The following is a 17054-nucleotide window of genomic DNA, read 5'->3' on the forward strand; positions in this document are numbered from 1 at the left end:
CACACACGGAATGCGCAGCAACCAGCAAATTCAACCAATCAAAAAACAATCGGTATCAACAAACTTGGCACACTATTGAGTTCTCAAACAACAGGCACTACCGGCACCCAACACAACCAAAACACTGCGTTATCGCTCCGAAGCAACTTTACAAGCTTACCCGCACCGCTTCCGTTCTCCAAATCGGCCCGTTCCCACACCCCTCGGTTCCCTGCTCTACCCATACGGGTGGAGCCTGACCCTCAGTACTGTGGTTGTCGGCCGACCAGATGACTTCTTCAGCGCGGATATAAACACTAACACCGCCCCTGCCAGATGTAAAACAGCGGCGGACGCCCTCTTGCGAGGACGTCCGCCGCTGTCGATCCGGCCGGCGCCTAGGAGGTCGCCGGCTTCAGGTACAGGACGCCGAGGGGCGGCACCCGGACGTCGCCGTAAGCAGGCTGGCCGTTGTGCGCGCCCTCCTGCGCCGTGACGTACCCCCTGTTGCCGACCCCCGAGCCGCCGAACTCCTCGGAGTCGGTGTTGAGGACTTCGGTCCACTCTCCCGCCCAGGGAAGCCCGACCCGGAAGCCCTCGTGCGGACCCCCTGCGAAGTTCGCGATGCAGACCAGCGGATTCCCCTGGTGATCCCATCGGATGAAGGACAAGGTGTTGTGCTCGCCGTCGTTCTCGTCGATCCACTGGAAGCCGGCGGGCTCGTTGTCCCGCGCGTACAGCGCCGGCGTCTCCTTGTAGATCGTGTTCAGGGTTCGCACCAGCTCCTGGACCCCCTTGTGGGACGGCGTCTCCGTGAGCCACCAATCAAGGCTGTGGTGCTCGGCCCATTCCGCCTCCTGTGCGAATTCCGACCCCATGAAGATGAGCTGCTTCCCGGGATGCGCCCACTGGAAGGCGAGGTACGCGCGCACGTTGGCGAGTTGCTGCCACCGGTCGCCCGGCATCTTGCGCAGGAGGGAACCCTTGCCGTGCACCACCTCGTCATGACTAATCGGCAGCATGAAGTTCTCGGTGTAGGCGTAGACCATGGAGAACGTGGCCTTGCCGTGGTGGTGAACGCGATTGATCGGATCCTCGGAGATGTACTCGAGGGTGTCGTGCATCCAGCCCATGTTCCACTTGATGCCGAAGCCGAGGCCGCCGGCACTCGTGGCCCTGGTGACGCCGTCGAACGCCGTCGACTCCTCGGCGATCATGACGATGCCCGGCGCCCGCTTGTACGCGGTCGCGTTGACCTCCTGGAGGAAGGAGATGGCCTCGAGGTTCTCCTGGCCGCCGAACTTGTTCGGCCGCCACTGGCCTTCCTCCCTCGAGTAGTTGAGGTAGAGCATGGAGGCGACGGCGTCGACGCGCAGTCCGTCGATGTGGAACTCCTCCAGCCAGTACAGGGCGTTGGCGACGAGGAAGTTGCGGACTTCCCGACGGCCGAAGTCGAAGATCAGGGTGCCCCAGTCCTGATGTTCGCCGAGGAAGGGATCGCCGTGCTCGTACAGGGTGCCGCCGTCGAACTTGGCAAGCGCCCAGGCATCCTTCGGGAAGTGGGCGGGAACCCAGTCCATGAAGACACCGATGCCGGCCTGGTGGAGTCGGTCGATCAGGTACTTGAAGTCGTCCGGCGAACCGAAGCGCGACGTCGGCGCGAAGTAGGACGTGACCTGGTAGCCCCAGGATCCGCCGAAGGGGTGCTCCGCCACCGGCATCAGCTCTACGTGCGTGAAGCCCTGCCAGGACACGTACTCGACGAGCTGCTCGGCCAGCTCCCGGTACCCGAGGCCCTGACGCCACGACCCGAGGTGCACCTCGTACACGCTCACGGGGCCGTTGTGGGGATCGCCGGCTGCACGTGCCGTCATCCACTCGTCGTCCCCGAACGTGTAGGTCGACTCGACGACCTTGGAACCCGTGAGCGGCGGGATCTCCGTGCCGCGGGCCATGGGATCGGCCTTCTCGCGCCACTGGCCGTCGTTAGCCAGGATCCTGAACTTGTAGCAGGTGCCCGCGCCGGCTCCGGGAATGAAGATTTCCCAGATGCCGGAGCTCCCGAGCGTGCGCAGGGCGTGGACGCTGCCGTCCCAGCCGTTGAAGTCGCCCATGACCTGCACGGCACGGGCGTTCGGCGCCCAGACCGCGAAGGAGACACCCTCGATATCGCCGAGCAGGGACGAGTAATGGCGGACGTGTGCGCCGAGCGCGGTCCACAGCGTCTCGTGCCGGCCTTCGCCGATCAGGTGCATGTCGATCTCGCCGAGTGTGGGCAGGAAGCGATACGGGTCATCGACCGTGATCGGCTCGCCGTCGTAGGTGACCTCGAGCCGGTAGTCGGGGACGTGGCCAGGTGTTTCGGCCGGCAGGGCGCCGACCCAGATGCCGTTGTGTTCGTGCCGCAGCTCGGTGCGGCCCGTGCCTGTGAGGACGACGACCGACCGCGCCAGGGGCCGCAGCGTGCGGATCGTGACGACGTCGTCGTCACTGAGGTGAGCCCCTAGAACGGCATGCGGCTGGCGGTACGCGCCCTCGGACACCTGGTGGAGGATGGACTGCTCCACCTCGACCGGCACCATGGCGGCCGGCGCAGCGGGCGCAGAACCAGCGGCCGACGCAGACCCAGCGGAGGCCGACGGCGTAATGCCGGCGTCCTTTGCCTTCTCGGCCAGACCCGCGGTGGCGTTCCTCGCCTTGTCGGCGACGGCTTTCGCCGTTCCAGCGACGGCCTCGGCCGCCTTGGCGGCGAACTTCTTGTCGCCTGTGCCCTCGCCCGGTCCGGCCTTCTTCGAAGATTTCATGTCAGCTGCTTTCGTAGCGTCCGCGCCGGGCTGTGCACCCAGGGCGCGTCGGACATCGCGGACGGGCATCTCGACCCAGTCCGGCCTGTTGCGGATTTCATAGACGACCTCGTACAGGGCCTTGTCGAGCCAAAGGGCCCGGAAGAGTGGACCGTCGGTCTCGACGGGCGTGCCACTCTCCTGTGAGTAGCCCTCGAGGAAGGCCTGGCGGGCGGCGTCGGACCACTGCTCTGTCGCCGCTGCTTCGGGTGAGCCGACCGGAGCCGCCCCTCGCGACGCAGCAGCGTACTCGAGTGAACGGACCATGCCGACGATGTCCCGCACAGGGACGTCCGGGACGCTGCGTTCGGCAGTGGGACGAAGCGGCTCGCCCTCGAAGTCGATGATGAGCCACGTGCCGTCGGGTGCCTGCAGGACCTGACCGAGGTGGAGATCCGCATGGATGCGCTGCAGCGGCGGAATATCCTTCAGACCCTCGATGTCGCGCAGGATGCTGTCGACTTCGGCACCCAGGGGCCCGACGACGCCGCCGGCTTCCTCCCAGGCCCAGCGGATGCGGTCCGCGAGCGCGTTCTTGAATTCCTTCTCCTCGGCGTCGGTGGCCGTACGGCTGCCGAAGGCGCGGTCGAGCTGCTTGTGGATGCGGGCCACGGCCTGGCCCAGGCCACGCGCCTCCTCGGTGAAGTCGGCGGCGGTAGAAGCAGACTGCGATGCCGTGCGCCAGGCATCGGTGCTTCCCTCGACGAAGTCGCGCAGGACACTGACGTGGCCGGTGACATGGCCCCCGGGTTCGCCGTGTGGTTGCTGCCACTCGCCGGTGACCCACCCGAACGTGTCCGGTGTGTCCGTCGACCCGCCGGCGGTGAGCCCGGCGCTGATCTGCACGTCAGGGCTTTCGCCGGCGGCAAGGACCCGGAAGAACTTCACGATCATGGAGCCGGGGCCGGCACCGTAGACCACCGAGGTGTTCGACTGCTCGCCCTGGAGTACCTTGACGGGCTGGGCCACCCCGGCCTCCTGGTGTGCAGGCGGCTTGACTGCGACACCCTTCAGGCGTCCGTCCGGCGTACTGCCGCCCGTCAGGATGAAGTCCACCCACAGGCGCACGAACTCGGCGTCGTGCGTTGCATCGTAGGCCCATCGCATACCGAGCTCGGGGTGCTCGACCTGGCCGATCAGGCCTGCCGCGGCATCGTCGAGCGGTGCACGGCGATAGCTGATCGGCACGCTGACGACGTCGGTGCGCCGACCGGACTCGACGGCGAGGAAATGCACCTCGAACCCGGCCGCGCCCGTCGGATCCTCCAGGATTGTCCCCCCGACCACCGTCAGTTCCACGGACTGCGCCTTGGCCGGGAACCACCGCTGCGACGGAAGCCATTCGGTGAGGACCTCCGGGATGAAGGGTATGTGGGTGGCCATTATCTGATCGCCTCCGGGAGGGGGATGACGGGCATCGCCTGGGTGTGCGGCGAGGACACGTTCGAGTGCGCCGAGCGGACACGCAACCAGAAGAAGTCATGGCTGCCGAGCGTCAGCGTGATCTCGCCGTCCTGCGCGAACGCAGGGAAGATCGCCCCACCGAAGAGATCGCGCAGGCCGCGGCCCGCGAACTCCGGCAGGTGCATCCGCGCCGCTACGGGGTGCTGCGAGAGGTTGAAGATGCACAACACAGCCTCCGCGGGCTCGCCCTCGGTATTGGGCTCCTCGATCTCCCGCAGGAAAGCCAGGACGTTCTCCGAGTCGACGGGAACGTTGCGGTAGCTCCCGAGCCCGAAGGCAGGGTGGGCCTTGCGGACGGCGAGCATCTGGCGGACCCAGTGCAGCAACGAACTCGACGTCGCCAGCTGTGCCTCCACGTTGACGTGGTTGTAGTGGTACACCAGCGACTGGACGACTGGGAGGTACAGCTTGCCCGGATCCACCGGAGAGAAGCCGGCATTCCGGTCCGGGTTCCACTGCATCGGGGTGCGCGACGCATCCCGATCCTCGAGCCAGATGTTATCGCCCATGCCGATCTCGTCGCCGTAGTACAGGAACGGGCTGCCCGGAAGCGACAGCAGCAATGAGTGGATCAGCTCCACCTCGGCCCGCGAGTTGTCGAGCAGCGGGGAGAGCCGGCGGCGGATACCTACGTTTGCACGCATGCGGGGATCGGGTGCGTACCAGCCGAGCATCGCCTCGCGTTCCTCGTTGGTCACCATTTCGAGCGTGAGCTCATCGTGGTTGCGGAGGAAAGTACCCCACTGTGCGCCGGCGGGGATGTCCGGGGTGTCCCTCATCGTCTCGATGATGGGGGCGGCCTTCTGGTCCCGCAGGGCGTAGAAAAGCCTCGGCATGATGGGGAAGTGGAAGGACATGTGGCACTCGGGTGCATCCTCGTCGCCGAAATATTCCACCACTTCATCCGGCATCTGGTTCGCCTCGGCGATGATGACGCGTCCAGGGTAGTTCTCGTCCACCATCGCGCGCAGGCGCTTCAGGAATTCGTGCGTCTTCGGGAGGTTCTCGCAGTTGGTGCCCTCCTCCTCGAAGAGGTACGGGATGGCATCCGCGCGGAAGCCGTCGATGCCCTGGTCGAGCCAGAACTTCACGACGTCGAAGATCGCCTCCTGCACCTTGGGGTTCTCGAAGTTGAGGTCGGGCTGGTGGCTGAAGAAACGGTGCCAGAAGAACTGGCGGCGCACGGGATCGAACGTCCAGTTCGATTCCTCCGTATCGACGAAGATGATACGGGCATCCTCGTACTTCTCGTCGGTGTCGCTCCAGACGTAGAAATCGCCGTACGGGCCCTCGGGGTCGCTGCGGGATTCCTGGAACCAGTGGTGCTGGTCCGAGGTGTGGTTCACGGGCAGGTCGATGATGACGCGGACGCCCCGGGCGTGGGCCTCGGCGACGAGGCGCTTGAAGTCACTGAGGGAGCCGAACTCGTCGAGCACGTCGTAGTAGTCCGAGATGTCGTAGCCGCCGTCGCGAAGTGGCGACTTGAAGAACGGCGGTAGCCAGAGGCAATCCACACCGAGCCACTGGAGGTAGTCCATCTTTTCGATCAGTCCGGACAGATCACCGGAGCCGTCCCCGTTCGCGTCGGCGAATCCTCGGACCAGGGCCTCGTAGAAGACCGCCTTGCGGTACCAGTGGGGATCATGGGCCAGTCCAGGTGCGTGGAGCTGGAAGGGGTTGGGCACTAGTGCTGCCTCCTGATTGAGAGAATGTGTGCGGGCTCCACATGGGGGTCCAGGCGGACGTAGTTGTGCTCGCCCCAGGCGAAGGTCTGACCCGTGATGAGGTCGTCCACCTGGAACGTACCGTTCTCGTCGATGTCGGCCGCATCGAGGTCGAGCTGATGCAGGCCGAGCGATACCGTACTCTCCCTGGTGCTGTGTGGATCCACGTTCACGACGACGATGATCGTGTCCTTGCCCTCTGCCGTCCGCTTTTGCTTGACGAAGACCACGGTGGCGGGGTCCGAGCTGGTATGGATGCTGAGGTTCTCGAGGTCCCCGAGGGCGGGGTGGGACCTTCGGATGGCGTTCAGGCGGGTGATGAACGGTGCCAGGGAGCGACCTTCGGCCTCGGCCGCGGCGTAGTTCCGCGGCCGGTACTGGAACTTCTCGTTGTCGATCGATTCCTCGGCACCCGGGCGGGCCACGTGCTCGAACAGTTCGTAACCCGAGTAGACCCCCCAGAGCGGGCTGGCCATCGACGCGAGGATCGCGCGGATCTTGAAGCCCGCGGGTCCACCGTACTGAAGGAACTCGGTCAGGATGTCAGGGGTGTTGACGAAGAAGTTCGGGCGGAAGTAGGCCGGTGAGACCTTGCTGATCTCGGTGAAGTACTCCTCGAGCTCTGTCTTCGTGTTCCGCCACGTGAAGTACGAGTACGACTGCTGGAACCCTGCCCGTCCCAGGGCATGCATCATCGGCGGACGAGTGAACGCCTCGGCGAGGAAGATGACGTCGGGGTGTTTCTTGTTCACCTTCGCGATCAGCCACTCCCAGAACTGCACGGGCTTGGTGTGGGGATTGTCCACGCGGAAGATCTTGACGCCGTGCTGGATCCACATCAGGACGATCCGCAGGACCTCCTTCGACAGACCCTTCGGATCGTTGTCGAAGTTGATGGGATAGATGTCCTGGTACTTCTTCGGGGGGTTCTCCGCATAGGCGATCGAACCGTCCACCCGCGTGGTGAACCACTCCGGGTGGGTCTGCACCCAGGGATGGTCCGGCGATGCCTGCAGCGCGAGGTCGAGGGCGACCTCGAGGTTCAGCTCGGCAGCCCTGGCGACGAACGCGTCGAAATCCTCGAAGGTACCGAGGTCGGGATGGATGGCGTCGTGGCCACCGTCAGCGGAGCCGATGGCCCAGGGGGAGCCAGGATCGGCGGGACCCGCGGTCAGGGTGTTGTTCGGTCCCTTGCGATGCGTGCGACCGATCGGGTGGATGGGCGGCAGGTAGACGACGTCGAAGTTCATCGCCGCGATGGCATCGAGGCGCTTCGTGGCCTCGCGGAACGTCCCGGAGGTCCACTGCGCCGTCTCGGGGTCGTAGGTGGCGCCCTCGGACCGGGGGAAGAACTCGTACCAGGCGGCCCGGCCTGCCAGCTCGCGCTCGACGTTGATGGGGTACGAGGCGGACGCGGTCACGAGAGAGCGGATGGGCCGGCGCGCGATGGCCTCGTGGATCTGGGGTGACAGGCCGGCGGCGAGTCGTGCCTCGACGCTCTGCGTCGTGTCGGCCAGGGCCTCCGAGGTGCGGCGGAACAGTGCCGCATCCTTCGGGGTACGCTCCTCTGCCGCACGCGCGAAGAGGGCGGCACCCTCGGCAAGCATGAGCTCGACGTCGACGCCCGCCGCGATCTTGATCGTGGCGTCGTGCTCCCAGGTGCCGAAGACATCGGACCATCCTTCGATGGTGAAGGTGTGGAGGCCCTTGGCACGCGGGGTCAGGGTACCGGCCCAGCGGTCCAGCCCGGACCCGACCGGTGTCATGCGGACGCGCTGCACCTCCTTGCCGCGGGGATCGTAAAGCACTGCGGATACTCCGAGCTGGTCGTGGCCTTCCCTGAAGACCGTCGCGCCGACGGCGATGTCCGAGCCGGGAATTGCTTTCGCGGGGAAACGGCCGTCCTCGACCACGGGGCTGACGGCCGTGATGGGAATCCGGCCGAAACGCAGACCATCGGGATACTGGGCATTTCGGTTCTGGTCACTAGTGGTCGTCACGCGTACGACGTTAGCGAGTAATGGCCTGAATTGCTAAGGGAGCTTTGCGTAGCAGCAAGGCCGACTCCGTATTACGCAAGCGGTTGCGGTGATCCTCCACTCGGCCTGGCAAGTGCGCTAGCGTAATCGGGGTGAAGGCCATCCGCAGATTTACTGTCCGTACCGTCCTCCCCGAGAGCATCGCCCCGCTCGGCAAACTCGCGGGCAATCTGCGCTGGTCATGGCATCTGCCGACCTCCCGGCTCTTCGAGGACATCGATCCCGCCGCATGGGAAGAGAGCGGCCATGATCCGGTGTCCTTCCTCGGCTCCGTCACCCGCGAGAAGCTCCATCAGCTCGCCGGCGACGAGAAGCTCGTACGGCGCATCCAGGAACTCGGAGCCGACCTCGAGAGCTACCTGACCGAACCGCGCTGGTACCAGGGCCTCGGCGAGGACGCTCCCCGCAGCATCGCCTACTTCTCCCCCGAGTACGGCATCAGCGCCGTCCTCCCCCAGTACTCCGGCGGACTGGGTATCCTCGCCGGTGACCACCTCAAGTCCGCCTCGGACCTCGGCGTCCCCCTCGTGGGCGTCGGACTGCTGTACCAGGCCGGGTACTTCAAGCAGTCCCTGTCGCGTGACGCCTGGCAGCAGGAGACCTATCCGGTCCTCGACCCGGACGGACTGCCGCTGACCCTGCTCCGCGAGGAGGACGGCTCGGCCGCGACGGTCGTGCTTCCGCTGCCCAACGGGCGCCAGCTCTCCGCACACATCTGGCGCGCGGACGTCGGCCGCGTCCCCCTCCTGCTCCTCGACTCCAACGTCGCCGAAAACGACGACGCCGCCCGCAACGTCACCGACCGGCTCTACGGCGGGGGCGGGGACCAGCGCCTGCAGCAGGAGCTCCTTCTCGGCATGGGCGGCGTCAAGGCGCTGCGTATCTTCCAGCGCCTGACGGACACGCCCGCGCCCGAGGTCTTCCACAGCAACGAGGGACACGCCGGCTTCCTCGGCATCGAACGCATCCGCGAACTCATGGACCCTTCGAACGAGGCGCCCATGAGCTGGGAGGAAGCACTCACTGCCGGGCGAGCATCCACGGTGTTCACGACGCACACACCGGTCCCGGCGGGTATCGACCGTTTCGAGCGTTCACAGATCGAGCACTTCTTCCACGCCGGCCTTGCGCCTGCCGTGCCCACCGATCGCGTTCTGGCGCTCGGCGCGGAGAACTACACGGACGGGGACCCGACCAAATTCAACATGGCCGTCATGGGCCTGCGCCTCGCGCAGCGCGCCAACGGTGTCGCAAAGCTCCACGGTGAGGTGTCACGCGGCATGTTCTCCGGCCTGTGGCCGGGATTCGACACCCACGAGGTGCCGATCACTTCGGTCACGAACGGCGTGCACGTACCGAGCTGGGTGGATCCGGAGATCGCCGACTTCGCGCTCTCGAACTTCGGTGCCGAGTCGGTCCTCGATCCCCAGTGGAACAAGGTCTACGACGTCCCGGACACGAAGATCTGGGCGCTGCGACGCAGTCTTCGCTCCAACCTGGTCGACGACGTCCGCCGGCGCCTGCGCTCCTCCTGGAAGAAGCGCGGCGCGGCCGACGCAGAGTTGGCCTGGACGGACTCCGTGCTGGACCCGGACATCCTCACGATCGGCTTTGCGCGGCGCGTGCCGACCTACAAGCGCCTCACGCTCATGCTGCGCAACCCGGCCAGGCTGAAGGCGCTCCTCCTCCACCCGGAGCACCCGATCCAGCTCGTCATCGCCGGCAAGTCACACCCCGCCGACGAGCAGGGCAAGCGCATGATCCAGGACCTCGTCCGCTTCACGGACGATCCCGAGGTACGCCACCGCATCGTCTTCCTTCCGAACTACGACATCGCCATGGCCCGCATCCTCTTCCCGGGCTGCGACGTCTGGCTCAACAACCCGCTGCGTCCGCTCGAGGCCTGTGGCACGTCCGGCATGAAGTCGGCGATCAACGGTGGGTTGAACCTGTCCGTCCTCGACGGCTGGTGGGACGAGATGTACGACGGCGACAACGGCTGGGCGATCCCGACGGCCAACAACGGCGCCTCGGCCGACGAGCGCGACGACATCGAGGCGGCAGCCCTGTACGACCTCCTCGAGACACAGGTGGGACCACGTTTCTACTCGCAGGTTCCTGCTGAGGGCGCCGGAGCCGCCGGACCGTCGGAGCCCTCGCGCGACGGCGTCCCGCACCAGTGGATCGCGATGATCAAGCACACGATGGCGACCCTGGGCCCGGCGGTGTCCGCCGAGCGCATGCTGCAGGACTACGTCGAGAAGCTGTACCGTCCGGCCTGGCGTGCGGGGCAGGAAGCCGTGGCCGACTCCTTCTCGCTCGCGAAGCGCACCGCCGCCTGGCGCTCACGCGTCCAGGGAAGCTGGCCGGCCGTGCAGGTGGAACACGTGGACTCCACGGGCGTCTCGGAGGATCCGCAGATCGGTGACTCCCTCAGCGTCAGCGCCTACGTGTCCCTCGGGGGACTGAACCCCGATGACGTCGCCGTCGAGGTGGCCTTCGGGCGAGCCCTCGAGAGTGACGAGCTGAGCGACGTCATCGTCCAGGACCTCGACGTCGCCGAGAACCTCGGCAGCGGACGCTACCTGTTCACGGGCGATATCCGGATCGACCACTCCGGGTCCTTCGGCTACACGGTGCGCGTGCTCCCGAAGCACTCGACCCTGGTGACGAAGGCCGAACTGGGACTTGTCGTCAACGCCTGACGGGCGGACGCCTGTTCAAGGGCCCACATGACGAAGCCCGGGACCACAAATCCCCGGGCTTCGTCATGTGGAACCAGTGGCGTGAGCGCCTACTGCTCCACTCGGGCGCTCAGCAGCGGTACATCCGCACCGAGTCACCCGCAACCGTGTCCGCCTCGCCCGAGCGCAGCCGGGGGTGCTCGACGACGGTGCCCTCGACGATGGCACCATCCGCCGAGTCGAACGTGCGGCTGAACCAGCGCGGCTGCTCCCCCTCGACGCCCTCGCCCTGCAGGATCCAGGCGGAGGGCAGATGGATGCGCGTGTCCTCGAGCGATCCGTTGATCACGACGAGCCCGTTGACCGTGCCGCCCGTGGACCCGAGGAGCAGCTGCACGGTCCTGGTCCGCGGGTCGTTCCACTCGGACGCGGTCATCGGCAGTCCCGCGGCGCTGAACCAGAGCAGAGTCGACTGGTCGCTGCGGGACGGGAACGTGGGCGGCTGCCCAGCCAGGAAGTCGCGCCGGATGGACAGCAGCGTCCGTGTGGACTCGAGCATCCGCCGTGACGCGGCGTCGTCGGGCCAGTGGACCCAGCCGAGCTCGGTGTCCTGGCAGTAGGCATTGTTGTTGCCGCCCTGGGTGCGGCCGAACTCGTCCCCGGCCGTCAGCATCGGGACACCCAGCGAGATGAGCAGGGACGCCATGATGTTGCGGGCACTCTTCTCGCGGGCGGCGAGGATGGTCTCGTCCTCCGTCCGGCCCTCCGCACCGTGGTTGTAGCTGCGGTTGTCGTTGTGTCCGTCGCGGTTGCCTTCGCCGTTCGCCTCGTTGTGCTTGCGCTCGTAGGCCGTGAGGTCCGCGAGCGTGAACCCGTCGTGGGCCGTCACGAGGTTCACCGAGGCCAGGGCGCTCCGGCCGGATGCCGCAAAGGTGTCGGCCGATCCGGCGAGGCAGCCCGCCAGGCGTCCGGGCGAGGATCCCGCGCCACCGCCGGCTATCGACGCGATATCGCGGAGCCAGAAGTCGCGCACCGTATCGCGGAAGCGGTCGTTCCAGTCGGCCCACCCGACGGGGAACCGCCCCGTCTGCCAGCCATCCGGCCCGATGTCCCAGGGCTCCGTGATGAGCTTGGTGCCGCGCAGCGCCTTCGACGCTCCCGCAGCGAACAGGAAGGGATGCCTCGGCGTGAACGAATTGCGCTCGTCCCTGGCCAGCGTGACGGCGAGATCGAACCGGAAACCGTCGATGTGGCACTCCTCGGCCCAGTAGCGCAGCGAGTCGAGTGCGAACTCGACGACGCGGGGTTCGGAGAAGTTCAGGGTGTTCCCACAGCCGGTCGTGTCCACGTAGCGGCCGGCGTCGTCGTGCCTGTAGTAGTCGAGATCGCCGAGACCCCGCCAGCAGAGGGCGGGCGCATGCTGGTCGCCTTCGGCCGTGTGGTTGTAGACGACGTCGAGGATGACCTCCAGCCCGGCTTCGTGGAGGGCCCTGACCATGCCCTTGAACTCGTCGAGGACCGCTCCGGGTCCCGCTTCCCGCGCTGCCACCGTCGCGTAGTCGGTATGCGCGGCGAAGAACCCGAGCGTGTTGTAGCCCCAGTAGTTGCTGAGGCCCAGGGGCTCGAGGTGCGGCTCGTCGATGTGGAAGTGGACCGGGAGGAGTTCGACGGCTGTCACGCCGAGGTCCCGCAGGTACCCGACCATCGCGGGATGGCCAAGCCCCGCATAGGTCCCCCGCAGTGCCTCGGGAACGTCCGGGTGCAACTTCGTGAGTCCCTTGACGTGCGCCTCGTAGATGACGGTGTCGCGCCACGGGGTTCCGGGACGCTCGCTCATCCCCCAGTCGAACTCGTGCTCCAGGAACACGGAGTAGTAGGAGCGCGACGGCGGCTCGTCGGTCCCCGACTCCGTGTCGATCGGTTCGATCGCGCGGGAGTACGGGTCCAGGAGCAGTTGGGTCTCGCCGATGGCGCCCGGAAGGTCCTCGCCGGTGGGCCAGAACGCATACAGGGCGCCGGGATGCACGGGACCAACCACGCCGTGGTGCACGCCGCCGTCGAGACCCACAAGGGTCTCCGAGGCCCACGCGCCGTCCTCACGGCGCCAGTGCACATCCATGGAGGCGATCGCCGGGGCCCAGACCGCCGCATTCGCATGGGCGTCCTGTCCCCGTCCGGCCCTGATGGAGTGGAGCCCCAGCGGGAACTCCCGGGAGCCTCGCGGATGCGACGGTGCCTGCTGCGTCATGGCGACGGGTCAGGACGAACGCTGGCGTGACACCTCGTACAGCGTGATGCCCACCGCCATCGAAGCATTGAGCGACTCCATGGCGGAGTCGATGGGGATGGAGACGATCTGGTCGCAGTTCTCGCGGACGAGCCGGGAGAGGCCCTTGCCCTCCGAACCGACGACGATGCAGATGGGATCACGGCCGAGGGTCAGTTCGGGCAGCGAGACATCGCCATCGCCGTCCAGGCCGAGGACGAAGATGCCCTTCTCCTTGAGGGACTTCAGCGCTGAATTGAGGTTGCCGACGCGGGCGACGGGTACGCGGACGGCGGCACCGGCGCTGGTCTTCCAGGCCGATGCCGTCACGCCGACCGAGCGGCGCTCGGGCACGATGACGCCGTGGCTGCTGAAGGCCGAGGCGGAGCGGATGATGGCGCCGAGGTTGCGGGGGTCGGTGATGCCGTCGAGGGCGACGAAGAGGGGGGCGTTCCCGATGTGCCCGCGCCGGAACCGCTCGATGGTCTCATCCACGAGGTCGAGCGCGTCTGCGTACTCGTACGGCGGGATCTGCAGCATGAGGCCCTGGTGCACAGCGCCGTCCGTCATGCGGTCCAGCTCCGCCTTGCCCGTCTCCATCACGGGGATGCCGCGCTCCGCAGCCATCTTGAGCGAGTCACGGACGCGGTCGTCCATCTCGATGCGGATCGCCACATGCAGGGCCTTCGCAGGGATACCTGCGCGCAGGGCCTCCACGACGGAGTTGCGGCCCGTGACGGCCTCCTCGGCGGCCTTGCCCTTGGTGCGACCGGTGCCGGCGTTCTTGCCGCCTCCACGCTTGGCCTCCGAGCGCTCCGCCAGCTCCTTGTTCTTGTACGCCTTGTGGTACGGGCGGTCCTCCGCCCTGGGAGTGGGGCCCTTACCCTCGAGCGACTTGCGTCCGTGTCCGCCGGTGCCGATGGTGGGGCCCTTTTTTAACTTGCGAACCGCGCCTGGACGTCCGTGACTGGCCATGGAAAAACACCTTTATATAGAAGAAGAATCGCCTCCAGTTTACGCGGAGCGGGCGAGAAGCCCCCGCACATCCCGTCCTGCCGTCGTCGGAGCCTCGAAAAGGCGGGTGGAGCGGCGTTCGAACTGCAGCGCTGCCACCGCAACTAGTCCCCCGACAAGGACCAGCGGGCGCCCTCGGCGGAATCCTCGAGGGTAACCCCGGCACGTGCCAGGGCGTCGCGGATGGCATCGGCCCGAGCCCAGTCCCGCGCGGTCCGGGCCTCGATGCGCTCCGCGATGCGGTCGCCGACGAGGGTATCGAGTGCTTTCGACAGTGCCGCGTCCGCTGTGCCACCTCCTGCGGCCTCCCCTGCGTCGTCGAGTCCGAGGACGCCGGTCATGCCGACGACGGCGGCCAGGCAGGCTGCCGCGGCGGCGTCATCGCCTGCGGAGAGGGCGGTGTTGCCGCTGCGCACCGTGGTGTGGAGCACCGCGAGGGCCTGCGGCACATTGAGGTCGTCGTCCATGGCGTCCGCGAATGCCGGGGGTAGGTCGGCGGCGCGGACGGACCTGGGGCCAGGTGAGCCGACCCGGGTCGCTGCCTTGCCGATGAAGCCGTCTATGCGGGCCACCGCTGCACCGGCCTCCTGCAGGGAGGTCTCGCGGTAGTCCAGTACGGAGCGGTAGTGCGCCTGCCCGAGGTAGTACCGGACCACGCGGGGACCGGCGGCGTCGATCATCTCCTGCGGGGTCACCGTGTTGCCGATGGACTTCGACATCTTCTCGCCGCCGAAGGTGACCATGCCGTTGTGCATCCAGTACCGGGCAAAAGCATGGCCGGCGGCCTGCGACTGGGCCATCTCGTTCTCGTGGTGCGGGAATCGAAGATCGAGTCCGCCACCGTGGATGTCGAACTCCGTGCCGAGGTACTTCGTCACCATGCTCGAGCACTCGAGGTGCCAGCCGGGGCGGCCGGTACCCCACGGGCTCGACCAGGATGCCGTCACCGGATCGGTCTCCTGGGAGCCCTTCCACAGCGCGAAGTCGCGCGGATCCTTCTTGCCGCGAGGGTCGGCGTCGGGCGCTGCCTGCATGTCATCGATGTGCTGGCGGGTCAGGCTGCCGTAGGCGGGCCAGGAGCGTACGTCGAAGTAGACGTCTCCGGACGCGTCGGGTGCGGGGTAGGCGTGGCCGCGGTCGATGAGGAGCTGGATCAGGGCGTGCATCTCGGGGATGTGGCCGGTGGCTCGCGGCTCGTAGGTGGGGCGGCGCACTCCGAGCGCGGCGTAGGCCCGGTGGAACTCCTGTTCGAAGCGGTAGGCGAGGGCCCACCACGGTTCCTCCGGGACCACCGACGGGTCCGCCCCTGCGGCTCCCTCACGGAACGAATCCTGGGACTTCGCGAGGATCTTGTCGTCGATGTCCGTCACGTTCCGGACGACCGTGACGCGCAGGTCCCGCGCCTCGAGCCAGCGGGTGAGCTGGTCGAAGGCGATAGCAGACCGCACATGCCCCACGTGAGGCATGCCCTGCACCGTCGCACCGCAGTAGTACAGGCTCGCCCTGCCCGCTTCGATCGGCTCGAACGGGCGCACCTCGGCGCGGGCTGTGTCATAGAATCGCAGGCTCACCGGTCCAGATTACCCGGCGGTCGCCCGCACCCTTCCCGATGCTGCGCCCTCCATCCTCCGGGCCGTGAACCTGGGTCCTCCTACCCCGCGGCTTCCAGCCCCTGCGGCCGCAACCTCCGGTTCGCCCGGCTATGGCCCATCAGCGGAGGCGGAGCGCACGACGACGGCGGTGGCGATGGCCGCGATACCCTCACCTCGACCGGTCAGGCCGAGCCCGTCGGTGGTGGTGGCCGAGATACTGACGGGCGCCTGCGCGGCGTCGGCCATGACGGCCTCCGCCTCTGCACGTCGAGGGCCGAATTTGGGCCTGTTGCCGATCAACTGCACGGCGATGTTGCCGATATCGAAGCCGGCGGCCCGCACGATCCGGGCCGCCTCGGAGAGCAGGGTGTGTCCCGAGGCTCCGGCGTACTCGGGGCGGTCGGTGCCGAAGTGGGTCCCGAGATCGCCGACCCCGGCCGCGGAGAAGAGGGCGTCGGCCGCCGCATGGGCGACGACGTCCCCGTCGGAGTGGCCCGACAGCCCCCGCTCCCCCTCCCACAGCAGGCCGGCGACCCAGAGCGGCGCCGGCGCGTCATCAGCGGCGTACGCGTGGACGTCCACACCGATTCCGGTGCGGGGAAGGTGGAGGTGCTCACTGAGGTACACGGCTGCTCCTGCTGGTCGGGGTCGGGGTGGTTCCTGTGCGGGCCGGTGCAGGAAGGTCGACGCTGCCGGCGGGCCCCGCGGCGTCGTTCGCGACCCTGGCCGCCAGCACGGCCTCCGCGACCACGAGGTCGAACGGCGTGGTGACCTTGAAGGCGAGAGCATCCCCCTCGACGACGCGTACCGGTACTCCGCTTGCTTCCATGAGCATGGCGTCGTCAGTGATCGCGGCATCACCGGCGGCGTCGCCGGCGTGGGCTGCACGCAGGGCATCGGCGTCGAAACCCTGGGGAGTCTGCACTGCTCGCAGGAGGGCACGGTCGGGGGTCGCCGTGACGATGCCGTCCTCCACGACCTTGATGGTGTCGACGACGGGCAGCACGGGAATCACGGCGGAGGCGCCCGCGCCCACGAGCGCGGCGACCCGCTGGAAGACGCCCGGAGGAGTGATGGCCCGAGCTGCATCATGGACCAGGACGACTCCCACGGTCGGCGGCAGCGCCGCGAGGCCCGCGCGGACGGATGCGGCGCGGGTTGCACCGCCCGGAACCGCAGTGATGCTGGAGGGGTACACCGAGCGCAGCGCCGCCTCCGCGACGACGGCGGACAGGACGGGGTCCCCCGCCGGCAGGACCACCACGACGGCGCCGGCGACGCCCGACGCGACCACGGACTCCAGCGCGTGCTCCAGGAGGGTACGCCCGGCGCACAGGACCCGCGCCTTCGGGATGCCGTGACCGAGGCGCTGTCCCGACCCCGCTGCGACGACGATGACTCCGGTTCGGGCGGGGTGCTGCGCATTCTTCTCGGACACCCCGTCACCCT

Annotated in this window: 9 protein-coding genes; 1 reads left to right on the top strand and 8 read right to left on the bottom strand. The window is 67.4% G+C overall.

The genetic code is table 11. The features are described 5' to 3' along the window. Positions 1 to 377: 377 nt before the first annotated feature. From glgB to RCH21_RS13635, 3 genes are read right to left on the bottom strand one after another with little or no spacing between them, the layout of a single operon-like run. Entirely contained in the window at positions 378 to 4205 is a 3828-nt protein-coding gene (gene glgB / locus RCH21_RS13625; protein ID WP_326964858.1) for a 1,4-alpha-glucan branching protein GlgB, read from the bottom strand. Continuing rightward, complete coding sequence (gene treS, locus RCH21_RS13630) at positions 4205 to 5971, bottom strand: maltose alpha-D-glucosyltransferase (protein ID WP_120148491.1); 1767 nt, start codon at positions 5969 to 5971, stop codon at positions 4205 to 4207. Before treS ends, glgB begins: the two co-directional genes overlap by 1 nt. Then, on the bottom strand, positions 5971 to 8010 hold the full coding sequence (locus tag RCH21_RS13635; RefSeq protein ID WP_326964859.1) for an alpha-1,4-glucan--maltose-1-phosphate maltosyltransferase: 2040 nt from the start codon (positions 8008 to 8010) through the stop codon (positions 5971 to 5973). The genes treS and RCH21_RS13635 overlap by 1 nt, the downstream gene beginning before the upstream one ends. 131 nt (positions 8011 to 8141) lie before the next feature. On the opposite strand from RCH21_RS13635, the gene glgP reads away from it, so the two are divergent. Beyond that, positions 8142 to 10754, top strand: a complete 2613-nt coding sequence (gene glgP, locus RCH21_RS13640) for an alpha-glucan family phosphorylase (protein ID WP_326964860.1) — start codon at positions 8142 to 8144, stop codon at positions 10752 to 10754. Positions 10755 to 10863: 109 nt separating this feature from the next. Here glgP and glgX read toward each other — a convergent pair whose 3' ends face one another. From glgX to ispD, 5 genes are all read right to left on the bottom strand, one after another. Further along, positions 10864 to 12981 carry a glycogen debranching protein GlgX gene (glgX, locus tag RCH21_RS13645; RefSeq protein ID WP_326964861.1) on the bottom strand — a complete coding sequence of 706 codons (2118 nt, stop codon included), beginning with the start codon at positions 12979 to 12981 and terminating at the stop codon, positions 10864 to 10866. Positions 12982 to 12990: 9 nt separating this feature from the next. Beyond that, on the bottom strand, positions 12991 to 13974 hold the full coding sequence (gene rlmB, locus RCH21_RS13650; protein ID WP_326964862.1) for a 23S rRNA (guanosine(2251)-2'-O)-methyltransferase RlmB: 984 nt from the start codon (positions 13972 to 13974) through the stop codon (positions 12991 to 12993). 143 nt (positions 13975 to 14117) lie between these two features. Then, complete coding sequence (gene cysS / locus RCH21_RS13655; RefSeq protein WP_326964863.1) at positions 14118 to 15584, bottom strand: cysteine--tRNA ligase; 1467 nt, start codon at positions 15582 to 15584, stop codon at positions 14118 to 14120. A gap of 129 nt (positions 15585 to 15713) precedes the next feature. After that, a complete protein-coding gene (gene ispF, locus RCH21_RS13660; RefSeq protein ID WP_326964864.1) occupies positions 15714 to 16232 on the bottom strand; it encodes a 2-C-methyl-D-erythritol 2,4-cyclodiphosphate synthase in 519 nt (172 codons plus the stop codon). After that, positions 16219 to 17043 carry a 2-C-methyl-D-erythritol 4-phosphate cytidylyltransferase gene (gene ispD, locus RCH21_RS13665; RefSeq protein WP_326964865.1) on the bottom strand — a complete coding sequence of 275 codons (825 nt, stop codon included), beginning with the start codon at positions 17041 to 17043 and terminating at the stop codon, positions 16219 to 16221. The genes ispF and ispD overlap by 14 nt, the downstream gene beginning before the upstream one ends. Positions 17044 to 17054 lie beyond the last annotated feature (11 nt).

Source organism: Arthrobacter sp. PL16 (genome assembly GCF_035985055.1).
GTDB lineage: Bacteria > Actinomycetota > Actinomycetes > Actinomycetales > Micrococcaceae > Arthrobacter_D > Arthrobacter_D cheniae.